The organism is Agromyces sp. NPDC029043 (assembly GCF_055564615.1).
On the sequence record NZ_JBVHVX010000002.1, the window covers coordinates 216,534 to 232,970 of the forward strand.

The following is a 16,437-nucleotide window of genomic DNA, read 5'->3' on the forward strand; positions in this document are numbered from 1 at the left end:
CCCGCGACGATACGGGCGCGCCGCCGGCGGCAGAATCCCCTTGACAGCCGGCCCGCCCTGCCGGCGGCGCGCTCAGCGGGCCGCGGGAGGCGCCTCGTCGGCGAGGAGTTCGTCGCGGATGCGGCGCAGGTCCTCCATGAGCGAGCCGACCAGGATCCAGTGCTCGGACTTCGGTGCCGCCACGACCAGTGGCGCGGTCAGCGCGGGGATCACGGACGTGAGCGGCTCGGGATCCACGTCGGCGAGGTGCACCGCGAGGCGGATGTCGTGGGCGACCCGCCGCAGCTGCTCGGCGATCGCGCGCACCGTGGGTTCGCTCGCCAGGCCGTCGTCGTAGTGGTCCACCACGGCGCGGGTCATGCCGATCACCTGCGTGACGATGGGCCCGAGGCGTTCGAGGAGCCTGCGCTGCTCGGCGAGCTCGGCGCGATGCGCCGACCTGCGGGGGTTCAGGGTGAGCGATTCCTCGGCGTCGGCGATGGCGCCATCCGCCGCATCGCGCATCGGCCGCAGCAGGCGCGCCTCGATCATGAGCGCCTCGAGGTCGGCCCGGCGCTGGGGGGTCCCGAGGGCGGCGGCCAGGCGGTCGACGGATGCCGCGAGCTCGCTGCCGAGGCCGGCGAGCTGCTCGCGCGCCGGGCCCACGAGCACCGGCGGCACGATCAGCACGTTGACGACGATGCCGATGGCCGCGCCGATGAGCGTCTCGAGGATGCGGTCGAGCGCGTACTCGGGCGAGGTGCCCCCGAGCGCGAGCACGAGCATCGCGCTGATCGCGACCTGGTTCGACGTGGGAGTCGTCATCCGCGCCGCCCACGCCGCCAGGATCGCGACGACGATCGCGAGCAGGACGACCCAGCTGTTCGGGCCGAAGACGAGCCCCAGCACGGAGGCGATCACGACGCCCGCGATCACGCCGACGCTGCGTTCGATCGCCTTGCCGAGCGACTGGTCGACGCTCGGTTGCACGACCAGCAGGGCGGCGATCGCCGCGAACACCGGGAGCGGGCCCGGGATGAGCCAGCCCGCGATGAGCCATGCGGCGATCGTCGCGACGGCCGACTTCAGGACCTGCAGGATAGGCGCCCGCCGGGTCGCGCGGAACCGTTCGGAGAACCGCATGGGCTTCACGCTAGCGTCCGCGCATGCGCTCGACCTCGAGCCGATTGACCTCGGCGGCACGGGCGAGCAGGTCGCTGCTCGCCGGCGCCGTCGGCCCGGTGAGCGCCCACCCGATCCACGCGCTGCCGCACGTGCCGCGATGGCACCGCGGCCGGGTCGTCGCGATCGGCGACGCCGTGCACGCGACGAGCCCGAGCGCCGGCCAGGGTGCCTCGCTCGCACTCGAGGATGCGATCGTGCTCGCCCGCGCGCTGCGCGACGCTCCCGACCACGAGACCGCGTTCGCCGCGTTCCAGCGGATGCGGCAGCCTCGCGTCGAACGCATCGTGGGGTACGCCCGCGCGGTCGACCGGAACAAGCGCGTGACCCGGTCGCGCGTCGGTGTCGCGCTCCGCGACGCCATGCTCCCGTTGTTCCTGCGGAACGCGATGGACGACCGCCGCAACGACGACCTCTACTCGTACCGGGTCTCGTGGGACGCGTCGGGCGTGCCCGCCGGGTAGCGGACACGCCCTCGACGTGGACCAGCGGGGGACTCAGCCCGCCTGGGCGGCGTCGCGCTTCGGCAGGCGCCATCCGGGTCGGACGAAGTGGCAGGTGTAGCCCCACGGGATGCGCTGCAGGTAGTCCTGGTGCTCGGGCTCGGCCTCCCAGAACGCGCCGGCCGGAGCGACCTCGGTCACGACGGGTCCGGGCCAGAGACCCGAGGCGTCGACATCCGCGATCGTGTCGATCGCCGTGTCGTACTGGGCCTCGCTGGTCGGGTAGATGGCCGAGCGGTAGCTCGTGCCGATGTCGTTGCCCTGGCGGTTCTTCGTCGAGGGGTCGTGGATCTGGAAGAAGAACTCCAGCAGCTCGCGGTAGCTCAGCTTGGCGGGGTCGAACACGACCTCGAGCGCCTCGGCGTGCGTGCCGTGGTTGCGGTAGGTCGCGTTGGGGACGTCGCCGCCGGAGTAGCCGACGCGCGTGCCGAGCACGCCCGGCAGCTTGCGGACGAGCTCCTCGATGCCCCAGAAGCAGCCGCCCGCGAGGACGGCGGTCTCGGCGCCGGGGAGGGTGGTGATTGTGCCGGGGGTGGTCATGCGCGGTCCTCGCTCTCGGTGGGGGCGGTGGTGGTGGCGGATGTCGCGGCATCCGCGTTCTGGAACAGGCGGCGGTACTCGCCGTAGCCCGCGGCCTCGAGGTCGTCGAGGTGCACGAAGCGCAGCGCGGCCGAGTTGATGCAGTAGCGCAGGCCGCCCTGGTCGGCGGGGCCGTCGTCGAAGACGTGGCCCAGGTGGCTGTCGGCGCCCGACGAGCGGACCTCGACGCGCTTCATCCACAGCGAGCGGTCGACGTGCTCGGTCACCGCCGCGTCCTCGATCGGGCGGGTGAAGCTCGGCCAGCCCGATCGGCTGTCGTACTTGTGCACGCTCGCGAAGAGCGGCTGCCCCGACACGACGTCGACGTAGAGCCCCGGCTCGTGGTTGTTCCAGTACTCGTTGCGGAACGCCGGCTCGGTCGCATCGTCCTGCGTGACCTTGCGCTGCAGCGGGGTGAGACGGTCGACCGCCTCGGGAGTCCTGCGGTAGTCGTGTGACACGGTTGCTCCTTCTCCGGGCGGCTCCGGCTGGGCCGCCCTCGGACGCCGACACCGGCTGAGCCGGTTACGTACGCGTCCACATGGAAGAACCCCGGAGGGGCGGCGCGTGTTCCGCAGGATGCGCCCGCTTGCTGTGGGTTCGCTGTGACCGAGTTCGGTGGTCGACGAGCGGGCGCCGCCTGATACGAGACCCCGCCCGTCGCCGGGTGGTGGGAGAATCTCCCCATGCCCGATCGCCTGATGCTGCTCGACACCGCGTCGCTGTACTTCCGCGCCTTCTACGGAGTGCCAGATTCGATCACGCGGGCGGATGGCACGCCCGTCAACGCGGTGCGCGGGCTGCTCGACATGATCGCGCGCCTCGTGACCGACTTCGAGCCGACGCACCTCGTCGCGTGCTGGGACGACGACTGGCGTCCGCACTGGCGGGTGGAGCTCATCCCGAGCTACAAGGCGCACCGCGTCGAGGAGGTCGTGCCCGGTGGTCCCGATGTCGAGGAGGTCCCCGACCCGCTCGAGGCCCAGGTGCCGATGATCCGCGAGACGCTGGGCCTGCTCGGCATCCCGGTCGTAGGCGTCGAAGCGCACGAGGCCGATGACGTCATCGGCACGCTCGCGACCGGTGCCGGCATGCCGGTCGACGTGGTCACGGGTGACCGCGACCTGTTCCAGCTCGTCGACGACGACGCGGCGGTGCGGGTGATCTACACGGCGCGCGGCATGAGCCGACTCGAGCTCGTCGACGCCGAGTGGGTCGTGGCGAAGTACGGGATCGAGCCGTCGCAGTACGCCGACTTCGCGACGCTGCGCGGCGACACGTCCGACGGCCTCCCCGGCGTCGCGGGCATCGGCGAGAAGACCGCGGCCGGACTGCTCGGCGAGTACGGTTCGCTCGAAGCGATGCTCGCGGTCGCCTCCGGGGATCCCGATGCAGCGGATGCCGCGCCGCCCCTCTCCGCGTCGATGCGGGCGAAGCTCGCCGCCGCGCACGACTACCTCGCCGTCGCCCCGACGGTCGTGAACGTGGTCCGCACGCTCGACCTGCCGTCGGCCGAGGAACTCGGCGCGCGGCTGGCGCCGGTGACCGGCGATGCTCGATCGACGCTCGAGGCGCTCGCCGGCGAATGGAACCTCGGGGGCGCAGTGCCGCGGGTGCTCACCGCGCTCGACCGCACCTGACCCCGCGCCGGAACGCTTCCCCTCTCACGATCCGGTACCGGAGTACCGAAGTACCGGAGTACCGGAGTACCGGAGTACCGGAGTACCGAAGTACCGGAGTACCGGAGTACCGGAGTACCGAAGTACCGGAGTACCGGAGTACCGGAGTACCGGAGTACCGGAGTACCGGAGATCGTGCGATCGAATGATGTCTCTGTCTCAGCAGCCGGGGCCCTCGGGTGCGACGCGGCAGTCCCCGGTGACGAGCACGGTATCGAACTCCCCGACGAGCACCTCCTGCGGTGTGCCGGGGATGCTCAGGGTGCCGTCGATCCACCGCCAGCTCGAGCCGTTGAATCGGTACTCGGCGGCGAACACGACCGCGAGTTCGACCGTGTACTCGCCCGAGCTTCCGAACACGTGGCTGGTCGCGGTCTCGGTGAACTCGGGCTGGGCGAGCTCCTCCCAGGTGGATCCCGGCGTGGATGTCTGCACGACGGCCCCGTCGGAGTGCGTCCATCGGTATGCGACGGGGTGGAATCGCACCTCGGCCGGCCGGCCGAGCAGCGTGCCCGACAGCGTCTGCACCGACGACTCGGCGACGAAGTTCGCCGGGAGCCCGACCACCGCCCACCCGCTCGGCTCCATGCCGTTACCGGGAGCGGCCGGTCGGAACGACGCGATGTCGCGCAGCGTCACCGCAGGCTCACCCGCGGGCAGTGGTTCGGGTTCCGCCGCCGACATCCTGCATTCCGTGGGGTCAACCGGGCTGCAGAAATCGTTGACTGGTGCAGCGGGGCGGTCCGCTGGCTCGTCGTTCGAGCCACTAGCCTCGCTCTCGCTTCCCCCGCCACCACCCTGAATGCCGCTTGACGGCAATTGCCCAAGGTTCAGTTCCGCGATCATGTCGACCGTCTGAGCATCACCGTGGCTGTTGACCAAGGCGTCGAGCTCCGAACCGGAGCCCCAGTCCATCGGGTCGTCAGGGTTCAGCGCACCAGCGGCGTTGGCGCCCCCAAGAAAGTGGCCAAGTATGGCGGCGAGCACTGCTAGCCGCAGAACGCTGTGTCGTCCCATCTCTCCAACTCAGTGACTATGAGCGTCCCGGGATCCGTCGCTGTCGACTCGAACACGGCCAGCACCGCCGATGTGATGCTGCGGTCAGAGGGTGTTACATCCTCTCCTGCGGCGTTCACGAGTCGAACTTGGCTGACATCTCTGCACACATACGCGGATACCTCGGCGATTCCGTTGCTCTCCGAGCGATCCGCCAACCGATGGCCGAAAGATCGCGAATCACCGACAGTCGTCACTTGAGACTCACGGAGAGCCTGAAACTCGCGGACGAGTTGATCAGCGTACGGAGCCTTGACGACCTCGCGAATCGCCTCGATCTCAGTGTTCGAACTGGATGTGATGTCGCTCGAAGTCTCTCTGTACGCCTCGTATGCGGCGACCGCCGCCGCGAGCGCCTCCTCGTCCGAGGCGAAGATCGGCGCGTCGGTCGGCGCCGCGGAGGGCGCGGACGTGGGCTCCACCTCGGGCTCGGGTGGCGCGCACGCGGCGAGCGACGTCAGGGTCGCGCTCGCGAGGAGCAGCGCGGCGAGACGGCGCGGGGTGCGGGGCATGCGCTCCACCGTAGGGGATCGGCGGAGCGCCATCCGATTTCATCCACAGCCCCGGCGCCGGGGGCGACGCAGAATGGGAGGCGCAGCGACATCCGCTCGGCGAAGGGAGTGCGCGTGGGCGACGGGACGAACGTGACCGAGCGCGATCTCGGGCACCTGCGGCGATGCGTCGAGCTCGCGCAGCGGGCGCGCGACCGGGGCGACCACCCGTTCGGGTCGGTCGTCGTCACCGCCGACGGGCGAGTGGTCGAGGGTCTGAACACGGTCGTGACCAGCGGCGATCCGACCGGGCATGCCGAGACCAACGTGGTCCGGGAGGCTGCGGCGCGGCTCGAGCCAGGGAAGCTCTCGGCATCCACGTTGTACACCAGCACCGAGCCGTGTGCGATGTGCGCGGGCGCGATCTACTGGAGCGGCATCCCGCGGGTGGTGTTCGCGCTGTCCGAGTCAGGGCTAGCCTACATCGTCGCCGAGCAGGAGGACGTGCCGACCATGCGCCTGCCGTGCCGCGAGGTGTTCGCGCGCGGCGGGCGTCGGGTCACGGTCGCCGGCCCGGCCGACCTGCCCGAAGCGACCCAGGTGCACGCGGGCTTCTGGGGCTGAGGACCACAGCCCTTCGGCCCGGAGCTCAGTCCGAATCGTCGGCGTCAGTGTCGGCCTCGGCCGCGCCGTCCCGCCGGGCGGCGACCTCCGGATCCTCCTCGGGTTCGAATGTCGTCGCGTCGCCCGCCCCGACGCCGACGCCGTCGGGTTCGTCGGGGATCGTGCCCTCGGTGCCGAGGCCGCCGTCGGTGTCGATCATGTCCTACCCCCTTCGCCGACACCCACGCTGCCAGCCGCAACGCGTCGCGTCGACGGGCTTGACGCGACGTCGACGCCGCACGCGGCGCCGTCGCCACCGCCTGCTGCGGCGCCCGAGGCTGCCACCGCCGCACTCGGGGCGCGCCCTGACGCGCGAGCCGCGGGCACCTCGATAGCCTCCGCGTATGGACCCGAACCACCGCGCCATCCGTCGCGCCCGCTCCCACCCCGACCCCGCCTCCCGCCGCACCCCCGGCCCGCTCGCCCGCATCGCAGCGGCGACGCTCGCCGCGGCCGCCGGCGTCGCCGTCCTGGCGGGGTGCGGCTCCAACGGGCCATCCACACCGGCGACGACGGCCCCGCCCGCCGAGACGACCCCCGTCGGCACCACCCCGCCGCCCACGACGATGCCGCCGGCGTCCGACTCCCCGGCGACCGGCAGCGCCGACCGCCCGCTCGAGGCGATCGACGCGTACGCGCTGTGCCGCGCGCAGACCTACGCCTACTACCCGGGCGACTTCGCGCTGCTCGACTACGCGCCGTTCGCCGACGCGACGGTACTCCAGCGCGACGACCAGGACTGGTTCGTCTACATCGAGGTCGACGACGGCAATCGCACGCCCGACCTCGTCGAGTCGGGCGGCAGCGAGTGCATCGTCGGCGGCACGATCGGCGAGCCCGAGTGGCAGTCCTTCGGCGTGATCTCGCGCGACGGCGCAGCGGACTCGATCGCGAACTACAACCGTCCGCCAGCCCAGCCGTAGGGTGCGATGAGCGGATGTCGCGACATCCGCTCACCAATCAGGTCGGCACGCCCGGCGCGGTCGGGGCCGCCGGCGGCAGCCAGTACTCGGGCGCCGGGAGCATCACGCCGCCGGAGGCCGCCCAGATGACGACGAACGCGTACGTGGCGACCGCGATCGCGAGCGCGCCGAGGCCCATCGCGACCGGCACCGCCCATGACACGGGCACGCCCGCGCGCCGGTAGCGGGGGATCGCCATCCAGGGCACCCACATTCCGGCCGCGCCGAAGCCCGCGATCCACACCGCGCGCAGCGCCTGCCCCTCGAGCGGCGCGAACAGCGCGATACCGAGCGCGCCCGCACCGATCAGCAGGCCCGCCCACGCGAACAGCCGCGCCATGCCGAGGCCGCCCACGTCGTACTGGTCCTGCCACCAAGGCGTCGGGACGCCGCCCTCGGCGGGGCGGCCGTCGCCCGCGCCGCGAGGCCCGCGGTCGGGCTCGTCGGGATCGCTTCGCTCGGCCGGATCGGTCATGCGTCGATCGTACGAGCCGCGGCGCGCTGCCGCGCCATCCGCCCGCCTCGCGCACCGTTGCGCTTGTCGGGGATCGCGCCCGACGCCCGGCACGTGGGCGGCTGTGCAGGAGAGTCGGGGATGCACAGGACGGATCGGCGGAAACGGTTCGGCACATCGCGGAATCTCCTGTAATCCGCGAGGGGCGAGGGGCGAGGGGCGAGGGGCGAGGGGCGAGGGGCGAGGGGCGAGGGGCGAGGGGCGAGGGGGGGGAGGGCGAGGAGGGCGCGCTATGCGCGCGGCGGCGCGATCGACTCGCGCTCGACGAGCGTCTGCGGGAGCACGAGGTGCTCGGTGGGCGCGCGGTCACCCGCGATGCGGCGCACGAGCAAGCGGGCGGCCTCGGCGCCGATCTCGTGGATCGGCTGCGCCATCACGGTGATCGCGGGCGCCGAGAGGCTCGTCCAGTCGGCGTCGTCGAACGCGACCAGCGACACGTCGCCGGGGATGCCCAGGCCGAGCTCGCGCAGCGTGCGGAACGCCGCCTGCGCGATGAGGCTGTCGGAGGCGACGATCGCCGTGATGCCGTCACCGACCAGCGAGCGCACGATCGCGTCGACACCGTCGCGGCGCGCGTTCAACCGCACGTCGCGAGCCGGGTCGTCGACGCCGGCGGCCTGCAGCGCGCCCACGAAGCCCGCGACGCGGTCGTCGACCGAACTCGAGCCGAGCCGGTCGCCCACGCGGTAGTCGCTGGGATGCGCGATCGTCGACACGAACGCGATGCGGCGGTGCCCGGCATCCAGCAGCAGGCCGGTGAGCCGGCGCGCCCCCTCGGCGTTGTCGGCGACGACCGTGTCGACGTCGAGTCCGTCGGCGACGCGGTCGAACAGCACGAGCGGGCGGCCGCGGTCGACGGCCTCGCGAAGGCTCGCCGGGTCGATGGTCGAGGCCGGCGCCACGAGGATGCCGTCGACGCGCTTCGCGAGCAGCACCGAGATCGCGTTCTGCTCGGCCTCGGCGTCCTCGTCGGCGTTCAGCAGGATCAGGTCGTACCCCGCGGCTTTCGCGACGTCGGCCGCACCGCGCGTCGCCTGGGCGAAGAACGGGTTCTCGATGTCGCCGACGACGATGCCGATCGAGTTCGAGCGGCCCGTGTTCATCGTCTTCGCCAGCGCGTTCGGGTGGTAGCCGAGCTGGTCGGCCGCCGCCTGGACGCGATCGCGCACGGCCTCGCTCACCGCGCCGTAGCCGCCGAGCACCCGCGCGGCGGTCGCCTTCGACACCTTCGCCGCGGCCGCGACGTCGGTGACGGTGACCTCCCTGCGGCCGTTCAGCGGATCCACCGGCATGGCGAGAACTCCTCAGAAAAAAGTGTTGACGGATGTCTCGGATCGCGGTTAGTGTTCCGGGAACGCGTTGAGACCGGTCTCAATCTACTCGACTGAGACCGGTCTCAACAAGAGCAGGATCCTGATCACGCGCGAGCGGACCAGCACCGGCACCAGCAGCACCCCGAACCATCCGCATCACCCACACCGAATACGCACAGCCCAACGACACGAAGGAACCATCGTGAACCAGCGCACCCTCCTCCGGCGCACGGCCGTCGCGGCCGTCGCCGCGGCCACGGCCCTCGTCCTCTCCGCCTGCGCCGCCGGCGCCGCAAGCACCTCGGGCGACGAAGCCGACGACAACCCGTACGGGCTCATCACGCCCGGCCAGATCCGCGTGGCCAGCCTCGGCGACGCCAAGCCCTACACGTTCACCGACGAGAGCGGCGAGTTCACCGGCTTCGACGTCGAGCTGTTCACGGATGTCGCTGAGCGGATCGGCATCGACGACGTCGTGTTCACCGGCCAGGACTTCTCGGGCCTGCTCGCCGCCGTGGCGAACGGCCAGTTCGACGTCGGCGTCGCCGCGATCGGCATCACCGACGAGCGCAAGCAGACGGTCGACTTCTCCGACGGGTACCTCGCCGGCTACCTGACGGTCATGGGCCACCCCGACGCGGGCATCGCCGACGAGGACGACCTCGCGGGCAAGCGCCTCGGCGTCGTGCAGGGCACCCTGCAGGAGGCGTACGCGGTGAAGAACTTCACCGAGACCGAGCTCGTGCGCTTCCCCGACAACAACGCCGCGATCTCGGCCGTGAACAGCGGCTCGATCGACGCGCACTTCCTCGACTACGAGGCGGCGAAGGAGTACGCCGACCAGTTCGGCCTCGTGAACGCGATCGACATCCCGTCGTTCGACGCGCCGGCCGGCTTCGCGATCGCGAAGGGCAACACCGAGTTCCAGGCCGCCCTCAACGAGGCGCTCGCCGCCGCGATGGAGGACGGCACCTGGAAGGAGCTCTACGAGAAGTGGTTCCCGGGCTCCCCGATGCCCGAGCAGTACCTGCCGTCGAGCGAGCAGGGCGAGTAGCCGCACGCCGACGCTCCGGTGCGGGTCGCGTCGCGACCTCCGTCACCCGACGGGCCGCCCGCGGTCCGCACCGGACCACCAACCGACCGAACGGAATCCACCATGGACTGGCTCGACAATCTCGTCGCCACCTTCCTCGACTTCGACGCGATGTGGCAGGTGTTCCCGCAGCTGCTGGGCATCGGGCTCGTCAACACGCTCGTGATCTCGATCGCGGCGACCGTGATCGGCGTCGTGCTGGGCATGATCGTGGCGATCATGGGCATCTCGCGCTCGCGCTGGCTGCGCGTGCCCGCCCGCATCTACACCGACATCTTCCGCGGCCTGCCCGCGATCCTGACCATCCTGCTGATCGGGCAGGGCTTCGCCCGGATCAGCCAGCAGGTCTTCGGCCCCTCCCCGTACCCGCTGGGCATCCTGGCGCTGAGCCTGATCGCGAGCGCCTACATCGGCGAGATCTTCCGCGCCGGCATCCAGTCCGTGGACCGCGGCCAGCTCGAGGCCTGCCGCGCGCTGGGCATGGGCTACGGCAGCGCCATGCGCCTGGTCGTCGTGCCGCAGGGCGTGCGCCGGGTGCTGCCCGCCCTGGTGAACCAGTTCATCGCGATCGTGAAGGACTCCAGCCTCGTGTACTTCCTCGGGCTGCTCGTGTCCGAACGCGAACTGTTCCGGGTGGGCCAGGACGCCGCGGTGCTGACCGGCAACCTCTCCCCGCTGGTCATGGCGGGCCTGTTCTACCTGATCATCACCGTGCCGTTGACGCACCTCGTCAACTACTTCGACGAGCGCTTCCGCACCGGGCGACGCAAGCCCACCCCGCCCAAGAGCGGCCTCGACGAGGTCGAGGAGCAGCAGCAGGCCACGCCCGTCGCACTCACCTACGGAGAGAACTCATGACGTACACCTCCCCGGTCCCCGTGACCGACGGGCACCTCTACACCGGCTCGAGCCTCGAATTGCGCGGCCTGAGCATGGCGTACGGCGAGATCGAGGTGCTCCGCGACGTGAACCTCACCGTGGCGCCCGGCACCACGACCTGCATCATCGGGCCCTCCGGGTCGGGCAAGTCCACGCTGCTGCGCGGCGTGAACCGGCTGCACGAACCCAGCCGCGGCGACGTGCTCCTGGCCGGGCAGAGCATCCTCACCCAGAAGCCCGACCTGGTGCGCCGCCGCATCGGCCTGGTGTTCCAGCACTTCAACCTCTTCCCCGACCACACCGCCGAGCAGAACATCGCGCTCGCACTGCGCAACGTGAAGGGCCTCTCCCGGGCCGAGTCGCTGCGCATCGCCCGCGAACGCCTCGCCGAGGTCGGCCTGGCCGAACGCGCCGACCACCGTCCCCGCGACCTGAGCGGCGGGCAGCAGCAGCGGGTCGCGATCGCCCGCGCCCTCGCCATGGAGCCCGAGGTCATGCTCTTCGACGAGGCCACCAGCGCGCTCGACCCCGAACTGGTCAAGGGCGTGCTCAACCTCATGGCCGGCCTCGCGCAGCGCGGCATGACCATGCTCGTCGTCACGCACGAGATGGGCTTCGCCCGCAAGGTCGCCGACCAGGTCGTGTTCATGGACGAAGGCCGCGTCGTCGAACACGGCCACCCCGACGAGCTGTTCGACGAACCGAAGAGCCCCCGCCTGCGCCGCTTCCTCAGCGAGGTGCTCTGATGACGGATGGCACGACCCGCGCGGACGGCACGCGCGACCCGATCCGCACCGCCGTCGTCGGCTTCGGCACGAGCGGCCGCGTGTTCCACGCCCCGTTCCTCGACGCCGACCCGGACTACGCGCTCGACCTCATCGTGACGCGCGACCCGGGCCGTCGTGCGGCCGCCGAGGCGCGCCATCCGTGGGCCTCGACCGTCGCGACCGTCGACGAGCTGTGGGCGGCCGCCGACCGGCTCGACCTGGTCGTCATCGGCTCGCCGAGCGGCACGCACGCGACGCTCGCCGACGCCGCGCTCGACGCCGGGCTCGACGTGGTGGTCGACAAGCCGTTCGCGGTGACCGCCGACGAGGGGCGCGCGCTCATCGAGAAGGCGGCACGGCTCGGCCGCACGCTCACGGTGTTCCAGAACCGCCGGTGGGACGGCGACTTCCGCACCGTGCGGCGGCTCGTGGAGTCGGGCGAGCTCGGCGAGGTCCGGCGCTTCGAGTCGCGGTTCGAATGGTGGAAGCCCGAGCCCGGGGCCTCGTGGAAGACCGAGGCGACCGTCGCCGAGGGCGGGGGCATCCTCTACGACCTCGGCACGCACCTCATCGACCAGGCGGTCCGGCTGTTCGGGCCGGTCGCCGAGCTGACGGCCGTCGAGATCGAGCAGCGCCGCCCGGGCGCGGCCGCCGACGATGACGCGTTCCTCGCGATCCGGCACGAGTCGGGCGTGCGCTCGCACCTCTGGATGAACGCCGTCGCGCCCGTGCCCGGCCCGCGATTCCACGTGCTCGGCTCGCGTGCCGGGTACACGAGCTGGGGGCTCGACCCGCAGGAGCCGTCGCTCATCGCCGGCGCACTGCCCGGCGACCCCGGCTTCGGCGAGACCGCCGAGTCGCGCTGGGGCGTGCTGGGCGTCGATGGCGCCGCACGGCCCGTGCCGACCGAACCCGGCGACTACGGCGGGTTCTACCGCGAGCTCGCCGCCGCGATCCGCGACGGCGCGCCCGTGCCCGTCGACCCGGCCGATGCGGTCGCGGTGCTCGAGCTCATCGAGCGCGCGCACGCCGCGACATCCGTCACCGCCTGAATCACCACACCAGAAGGAAAGCCGAACCATGTCCGGAACTGAATCGCAGCACGTCGTCGTCATCGGCGGCGGCATCCTCGGCGCGTCGACCGCCGCGCACCTCGCCCGCGGCGGCGCGCAGGTGACGCTCGTCACCGCCGGCCCACTCGCCGACGGCGCATCCGGTCGCTCGATCGCCTGGCTGAACTCGTCGGGCGACCGCTCGGCCGACTACCACTACCTGCGCCTGCTCGCGCTCGACCGGTACCGCACGTGGAGCACCCGGCACCCCGAGAGCCGCGACTACCTGCGCTTCGACGGCGCGCTGAAGTGGGCCGCCCCGGGGGCGAGCTTCGCCGAGACGTTCGCGTTCGAGCGCGCCGGCGGCTACGACGCCGTGTGGGTCGATCGGGCCGACGTGCCCGCCGTCGCGCCCGACGTGGACGCCGACGCAGTCGCCGAGGAGGGCGCGATCTTCAACCCCGGCGAGGGCTGGGTGAGCCTGCCCGACCTCATCGGCGCACTGGTCGACGAGGCCGTGGCCGACGGCGCCCGCGTGATCGAGCAGGCGGGCGACGCACGGGTCGACGTGCAGGACGGCGCCGCGGTCGGGGTCGTGCTGGGCGACGGCACGCGCCTGCCCGCCGACCGGGTCGTGCTCGCGACGGGCGCGGCCGTGCCGGCCCACCTCGCCGCGATGGGCGTCACGGTTCCGGATGCCACGCCCGCCGCGTTCGTGCTGTTCACCGATCCCGTGGACGTCGAGGTCAGAACCGTGCTGAACACGCCGCGCGTCGCGGTGCGGCCCACGCCCGACGGCCGGCTCGTGCTCGATGCGGACTGGGCGGAGCAGTCGGTGCTGGTCGGAGACGACGGGTCCATCACCGTGCCCGAGGAGTCGGTGCAGGGCCTGCTCGACGAGGCGTCGAAGGTGCTCGCCGGCAACCCGCGGCTGACCGCGCAGCGCGTCGGGGCGGGACTCAAGCCGATCCCGGGCGACGGCGAGCCCGTCGTGGGGGCGGTGCCCGCGATCGACGGCCTGTACACGCTGTTCACGCACTCGGGGGCGACGCTCGGGCTCGTGCTCGGCGAACTGCTCGCCGAGGAGATCCTCACGGGCACGCCGTCGCCCGTCCTGGCGTCGTTCCGCCTCGACCGGTTCGAGGCCGACGCGGTGCCCGACGCCGTCGAGACCGGGGCGTGGGCGCCGGTCGGACGGAAGTAGCGCGCCGCCGCCCGCGATCGCGATCGCGATCGCAGGAGTCCCGCCGTTTCGCAGGGCCGATTCGCGTTCTCGGTCATGCGGATCGCGGAATCTCCTGTGAACCGAGGGGTGGCTCGCGATGGCGGGCGCGGCTCGGGGTGGCCAGGGGGTGGACGCCGGCGGCACCCGGCCCGCAGAATGGGCGGGTGCCGCTCGGCACGTCCAGTCCTGATCGACGATGACGAACCGGGGGTACTCCCATGCGTCGCACCGTGTCCGCCGAGATCGCGCTCGGCATCGACGAGCCGGCTCGCCTCGCGTTCATCGTGGCGGTCGCCGGCGCGACATCCGCCGAGGCACTGACCGTGACCTCGGCAGGTCGGCCCGTCCAACCGGCCGAGCTGACGGATGCCGCGGGCAGCCGCATCCACGTCGTCGACGCGCCCGCCGGGCCGCTGGCGCTGTCGTACTCGGCCGAGGTCGACGGCCGCGCGCCGGCCGCACCGGTGCAGGACGCCGACCTGCTGACGTACCTCCGACCGAGCCGCTACTGCGAGTCCGACACGCTCGCGGCGACCGCCGCGGCCGAGTTCGCGGGGCTCGAGGGCGTCGCGCTGCTCGACGCGGTGTCGTCGTGGGTCGGCACGCGGCTCGCCTACGTGCCGGGGTCGAGCGGCCCGACGGATGGCGCGGTGCAGACGCTGCTCGCGCGGCAGGGCGTGTGCCGCGACTACGCCCACCTCGTGATCGCCCTGCTGCGCGGCCTCGACGTGCCGGCGCGGCTCGCCGCCGTCTACGCGCCCGGGCTCGACCCCATGGACTTCCACGCGGTCGCCGAGGCGTACGTCGACGGCGCGTGGCACGTCGTGGACGCCACGGCGCTCGCCCCGCGGTCGACGCTGCTGCGCATCTCCACCGGCCGCGACGCGGCCGACACCGCGTTCCTCTCCTCGTACGGCGGCGCCGTGACGCTGGAGTCGGTCGAGGTGACGGCCGTCGTCGACGACCTGCCGGGCGACGACGTCACCCGGCTGGTCGAGCTCCGCTGAGAGGCGGGGATCGACCTGCCGGGCGACGACGTCACCCGGCTGGTCGAGCTCCGCTGAGAGGCGGGGAGTAGCATCCGTCAGGCAGCGTGCCGAAGCGGGCCGCCGCGGAGGAGGAGCACATGTCGAAGCGGATCTGCGTCACGGGCGCGTCGGGGCTCACCGGGCGGGCGGTCGTCGCCGACCTGCTCGAGCACGGCTACGAGGTGCTCGCCACCGACCTCGTGCCACCGTCGCCGTTGCTGCCGCCACGCGGGTCACGGCCCGACCTCGTCTACACGCAGGCCGACCTGACCGACTTCGGCGACACGATCGAGGTCGTGAGCGGCGTCGACGCCGTGGTGCATCTCGCGGCCATCCCGGCCCCGGGCATGTTCACTGCGGCGCGCACGCTCAACGTCAACAACGCGATGAACTCGAACGTGTTCCTCGCCGCCGCCCAGGCGGGCGTCGAGCGCGTGGTCTGGGCGTCGAGCGAGACGACGCTCGGCCTCGAATTCGGCCCCGACAACCAGCCCTGGTACCTGCCGCTCGACGAGGAGCACTACCCGCGTCCCACGACGACGTACTCGCTCTCGAAGGTGCTGGGCGAGTCGATGGCCGAGCACGTGTCGGCCTGGTCGGGCATGCCGTTCGTCGCGCTGCGCTTCTCGAACGTGATCGATCCCGAGCGGTACGGCGAGTTCGCGGGGTTCGAGGCCGACCCGGCCTCGCGGCTCTTCAACGCGTTCGGCTACATCGACGTGCGGGATGCCGCGCAATCGGTGCGACGGGGACTCAAGGCGGAGGTCTCGGGCGCCCGCGCGTACGTTATCGCCAACGCCGACACGGTGATGGCGCGTTCCACGAGCCGCCTCGTCGACGAGTTCTTCCCGGGCGTCGAGCTGCGTCGCGAGTTCGGCGAGCACGAGTCGCTGTTCTCGATCGAGCGGGCGCGTGCCGAGCTCGGGTTCGAGCCCGAGCACGAATGGCGCGACCGGTCTGCGGGAGGCGCGGGCGCCTGACCCGGCTGACCCATCATCGGGTCAGCTCGTCATCTCCAGGCCGACGGCGGCCGGGACGAACGAGACCGCGAGGATGCCGAGCGCGGCGACGCCGAGCATGAGCCCGGCGGTCGCGGGCCCGCTCGGGCGGTGCCCGGTGCGACGGGCCGCCGCCTGGACGAGTCCGCCCAGCGCCACGGCGATCACGGCGAGCGAGGCCAGCACGCCCGTCGCGACGGGCGGGCGGACCGGGGTCACGAACGCGACCACGGCGGCGACCGCACCCAGCACCAGCGCGAGGATGCCGAGGAGGCGCAGGGCGCCCTGGACGACCGGCGGATCGACCTGCGGCTCGGGGGCGGCGGGACCGCGCGCGACGGCGGACATGCGGCACCGACCCCCCTTCATCACGCCCGCGGTCGCGGGCCCTCCATCAATCGTCCCGCGCCGGGATAGCGCACGACCTCCGATTGACGGCCGGAACGATTGCGATCTGGTCACGACGATTGCGAT

General features: G+C 72.1%; 20 protein-coding genes. 11 read left to right on the plus strand and 9 right to left on the minus strand.

Features of this window, described 5'->3' with window-relative positions:
• Positions 1–72: 72 nt before the first annotated feature.
• Positions 73–1,122 (minus strand): FUSC family protein, encoded by a 1,050-nt coding sequence (locus ACZ4TW_RS04705; protein ID WP_465540666.1) that lies wholly within the window; start codon positions 1,120–1,122, stop codon positions 73–75.
• Between the two features lie 23 nt (positions 1,123–1,145).
• On the opposite strand from ACZ4TW_RS04705, the gene ACZ4TW_RS04710 reads away from it, so the two are divergent.
• Positions 1,146–1,625, plus strand: coding sequence for an FAD-dependent monooxygenase (locus ACZ4TW_RS04710; protein ID WP_465540667.1), 480 nt, complete (start codon positions 1,146–1,148; stop codon positions 1,623–1,625).
• A gap of 33 nt (positions 1,626–1,658) precedes the next feature.
• Here ACZ4TW_RS04710 and msrA read toward each other — a convergent pair whose 3' ends face one another.
• Complete coding sequence (msrA, locus tag ACZ4TW_RS04715; protein WP_465540668.1) at positions 1,659–2,204, minus strand: peptide-methionine (S)-S-oxide reductase MsrA; 546 nt, start codon at positions 2,202–2,204, stop codon at positions 1,659–1,661.
• The gene (gene msrB, locus ACZ4TW_RS04720; RefSeq protein WP_465540670.1) at positions 2,201–2,704 is read right to left on the minus strand and encodes a peptide-methionine (R)-S-oxide reductase MsrB; all 504 of its coding nucleotides are present in this window, start codon (positions 2,702–2,704) and stop codon (positions 2,201–2,203) included. Before msrB ends, msrA begins: the two co-directional genes overlap by 4 nt.
• A 225-nt stretch (positions 2,705–2,929) precedes the next feature.
• Between msrB and ACZ4TW_RS04725 the strand changes: the two genes are divergently transcribed.
• On the plus strand, positions 2,930–3,883 hold the full coding sequence (locus tag ACZ4TW_RS04725) for a 5'-3' exonuclease (RefSeq protein WP_465540673.1): 954 nt from the start codon (positions 2,930–2,932) through the stop codon (positions 3,881–3,883).
• Positions 3,884–4,081: 198 nt separating this feature from the next.
• Here the strand turns inward: ACZ4TW_RS04725 and ACZ4TW_RS04730 are convergent, their stop codons facing one another.
• Both ACZ4TW_RS04730 and ACZ4TW_RS04735 read right to left on the minus strand, forming a co-directional pair.
• The gene (locus tag ACZ4TW_RS04730) at positions 4,082–4,606 is read right to left on the minus strand and encodes a PKD domain-containing protein (protein WP_465540674.1); all 525 of its coding nucleotides are present in this window, start codon (positions 4,604–4,606) and stop codon (positions 4,082–4,084) included.
• Positions 4,607–4,911: 305 nt separating this feature from the next.
• Positions 4,912–5,490 (minus strand): hypothetical protein, encoded by a 579-nt coding sequence (locus ACZ4TW_RS04735; protein ID WP_465540675.1) that lies wholly within the window; start codon positions 5,488–5,490, stop codon positions 4,912–4,914.
• A 114-nt stretch (positions 5,491–5,604) separates the two neighbouring features.
• On the opposite strand from ACZ4TW_RS04735, the gene ACZ4TW_RS04740 reads away from it, so the two are divergent.
• Positions 5,605–6,093 (plus strand): nucleoside deaminase, encoded by a 489-nt coding sequence (locus tag ACZ4TW_RS04740; RefSeq protein WP_465540676.1) that lies wholly within the window; start codon positions 5,605–5,607, stop codon positions 6,091–6,093.
• Between the two features lie 25 nt (positions 6,094–6,118).
• On the opposite strand, the gene ACZ4TW_RS04745 is transcribed toward ACZ4TW_RS04740, so the two are convergent.
• The gene (locus ACZ4TW_RS04745; RefSeq protein WP_465540678.1) at positions 6,119–6,292 is read right to left on the minus strand and encodes a hypothetical protein; all 174 of its coding nucleotides are present in this window, start codon (positions 6,290–6,292) and stop codon (positions 6,119–6,121) included.
• Positions 6,293–6,476: 184 nt separating this feature from the next.
• On the opposite strand from ACZ4TW_RS04745, the gene ACZ4TW_RS04750 reads away from it, so the two are divergent.
• Positions 6,477–7,055: a hypothetical protein gene (locus tag ACZ4TW_RS04750; protein ID WP_465540679.1), complete on the plus strand. Its 579-nt coding sequence runs from the start codon at positions 6,477–6,479 to the stop codon at positions 7,053–7,055.
• 37 nt (positions 7,056–7,092) lie between these two features.
• On the opposite strand, the gene ACZ4TW_RS04755 is transcribed toward ACZ4TW_RS04750, so the two are convergent.
• Together ACZ4TW_RS04755 and ACZ4TW_RS04760 are read right to left on the minus strand one after the other, a co-directional pair.
• Positions 7,093–7,569, minus strand: coding sequence for a hypothetical protein (locus ACZ4TW_RS04755; protein WP_465540681.1), 477 nt, complete (start codon positions 7,567–7,569; stop codon positions 7,093–7,095).
• A gap of 269 nt (positions 7,570–7,838) precedes the next feature.
• The gene (locus tag ACZ4TW_RS04760; protein ID WP_465540683.1) at positions 7,839–8,900 is read right to left on the minus strand and encodes a LacI family DNA-binding transcriptional regulator; all 1,062 of its coding nucleotides are present in this window, start codon (positions 8,898–8,900) and stop codon (positions 7,839–7,841) included.
• 223 nt (positions 8,901–9,123) lie between these two features.
• On the opposite strand from ACZ4TW_RS04760, the gene ACZ4TW_RS04765 reads away from it, so the two are divergent.
• The 7 genes from ACZ4TW_RS04765 to ACZ4TW_RS04795 all read left to right on the plus strand — a co-directional run bounded on the left by ACZ4TW_RS04765 (position 9,124) and on the right by ACZ4TW_RS04795 (position 15,945).
• Entirely contained in the window at positions 9,124–9,975 is an 852-nt protein-coding gene (locus ACZ4TW_RS04765; protein WP_465540684.1) for an ABC transporter substrate-binding protein, read from the plus strand.
• Between the two features lie 102 nt (positions 9,976–10,077).
• Positions 10,078–10,872: an amino acid ABC transporter permease gene (locus ACZ4TW_RS04770; protein WP_465540686.1), complete on the plus strand. Its 795-nt coding sequence runs from the start codon at positions 10,078–10,080 to the stop codon at positions 10,870–10,872.
• A complete protein-coding gene (locus ACZ4TW_RS04775; RefSeq protein ID WP_465540688.1) occupies positions 10,869–11,639 on the plus strand; it encodes an amino acid ABC transporter ATP-binding protein in 771 nt (256 codons plus the stop codon). The genes ACZ4TW_RS04770 and ACZ4TW_RS04775 overlap by 4 nt, the downstream gene beginning before the upstream one ends.
• Positions 11,639–12,712 carry a Gfo/Idh/MocA family protein gene (locus ACZ4TW_RS04780; protein WP_465540690.1) on the plus strand — a complete coding sequence of 358 codons (1,074 nt, stop codon included), beginning with the start codon at positions 11,639–11,641 and terminating at the stop codon, positions 12,710–12,712. The genes ACZ4TW_RS04775 and ACZ4TW_RS04780 overlap by 1 nt, the downstream gene beginning before the upstream one ends.
• A gap of 28 nt (positions 12,713–12,740) precedes the next feature.
• Entirely contained in the window at positions 12,741–13,916 is a 1,176-nt protein-coding gene (locus tag ACZ4TW_RS04785) for an NAD(P)/FAD-dependent oxidoreductase (protein WP_465540691.1), read from the plus strand.
• A 239-nt stretch (positions 13,917–14,155) separates the two neighbouring features.
• The gene (locus tag ACZ4TW_RS04790) at positions 14,156–14,944 is read left to right on the plus strand and encodes a transglutaminase-like domain-containing protein (protein WP_465540692.1); all 789 of its coding nucleotides are present in this window, start codon (positions 14,156–14,158) and stop codon (positions 14,942–14,944) included.
• Positions 14,945–15,030: 86 nt separating this feature from the next.
• The gene (locus ACZ4TW_RS04795) at positions 15,031–15,945 is read left to right on the plus strand and encodes an NAD-dependent epimerase/dehydratase family protein (protein WP_465540694.1); all 915 of its coding nucleotides are present in this window, start codon (positions 15,031–15,033) and stop codon (positions 15,943–15,945) included.
• Between the two features lie 21 nt (positions 15,946–15,966).
• Here the strand turns inward: ACZ4TW_RS04795 and ACZ4TW_RS04800 are convergent, their stop codons facing one another.
• Positions 15,967–16,311, minus strand: a complete 345-nt coding sequence (locus tag ACZ4TW_RS04800; RefSeq protein WP_465540697.1) for a hypothetical protein — start codon at positions 16,309–16,311, stop codon at positions 15,967–15,969.
• Positions 16,312–16,437: the final 126 nt, after the last annotated feature.

Bases quoted from the DNA above. Each gene is read 5' to 3' on its own strand.
- ACZ4TW_RS04705 (WP_465540666.1), bottom strand. From the start codon at position 1,122: ATGCGGTTCTCCGAACGGTTCCGCGCGACCCGGCGGGCGCCTATCCTG.
- ACZ4TW_RS04710 (WP_465540667.1), top strand. From the start codon at position 1,146: ATGCGCTCGACCTCGAGCCGATTGACCTCGGCGGCACGGGCGAGCAGG.
- msrA (WP_465540668.1), bottom strand. From the start codon at position 2,204: ATGACCACCCCCGGCACAATCACCACCCTCCCCGGCGCCGAGACCGCC.
- ACZ4TW_RS04725 (WP_465540673.1), top strand. From the start codon at position 2,930: ATGCCCGATCGCCTGATGCTGCTCGACACCGCGTCGCTGTACTTCCGC.
- ACZ4TW_RS04730 (WP_465540674.1), bottom strand. From the start codon at position 4,606: ATGTCGGCGGCGGAACCCGAACCACTGCCCGCGGGTGAGCCTGCGGTG.
- ACZ4TW_RS04735 (WP_465540675.1), bottom strand. From the start codon at position 5,490: ATGCCCCGCACCCCGCGCCGTCTCGCCGCGCTGCTCCTCGCGAGCGCG.
- ACZ4TW_RS04745 (WP_465540678.1), bottom strand. From the start codon at position 6,292: ATGATCGACACCGACGGCGGCCTCGGCACCGAGGGCACGATCCCCGAC.
- ACZ4TW_RS04750 (WP_465540679.1), top strand. From the start codon at position 6,477: ATGGACCCGAACCACCGCGCCATCCGTCGCGCCCGCTCCCACCCCGAC.
- ACZ4TW_RS04755 (WP_465540681.1), bottom strand. From the start codon at position 7,569: ATGACCGATCCGGCCGAGCGAAGCGATCCCGACGAGCCCGACCGCGGG.
- ACZ4TW_RS04760 (WP_465540683.1), bottom strand. From the start codon at position 8,900: ATGCCGGTGGATCCGCTGAACGGCCGCAGGGAGGTCACCGTCACCGAC.
- ACZ4TW_RS04770 (WP_465540686.1), top strand. From the start codon at position 10,078: ATGGACTGGCTCGACAATCTCGTCGCCACCTTCCTCGACTTCGACGCG.
- ACZ4TW_RS04775 (WP_465540688.1), top strand. From the start codon at position 10,869: ATGACGTACACCTCCCCGGTCCCCGTGACCGACGGGCACCTCTACACC.
- ACZ4TW_RS04780 (WP_465540690.1), top strand. From the start codon at position 11,639: ATGACGGATGGCACGACCCGCGCGGACGGCACGCGCGACCCGATCCGC.
- ACZ4TW_RS04785 (WP_465540691.1), top strand. From the start codon at position 12,741: ATGTCCGGAACTGAATCGCAGCACGTCGTCGTCATCGGCGGCGGCATC.
- ACZ4TW_RS04790 (WP_465540692.1), top strand. From the start codon at position 14,156: ATGCGTCGCACCGTGTCCGCCGAGATCGCGCTCGGCATCGACGAGCCG.
- ACZ4TW_RS04800 (WP_465540697.1), bottom strand. From the start codon at position 16,311: ATGTCCGCCGTCGCGCGCGGTCCCGCCGCCCCCGAGCCGCAGGTCGAT.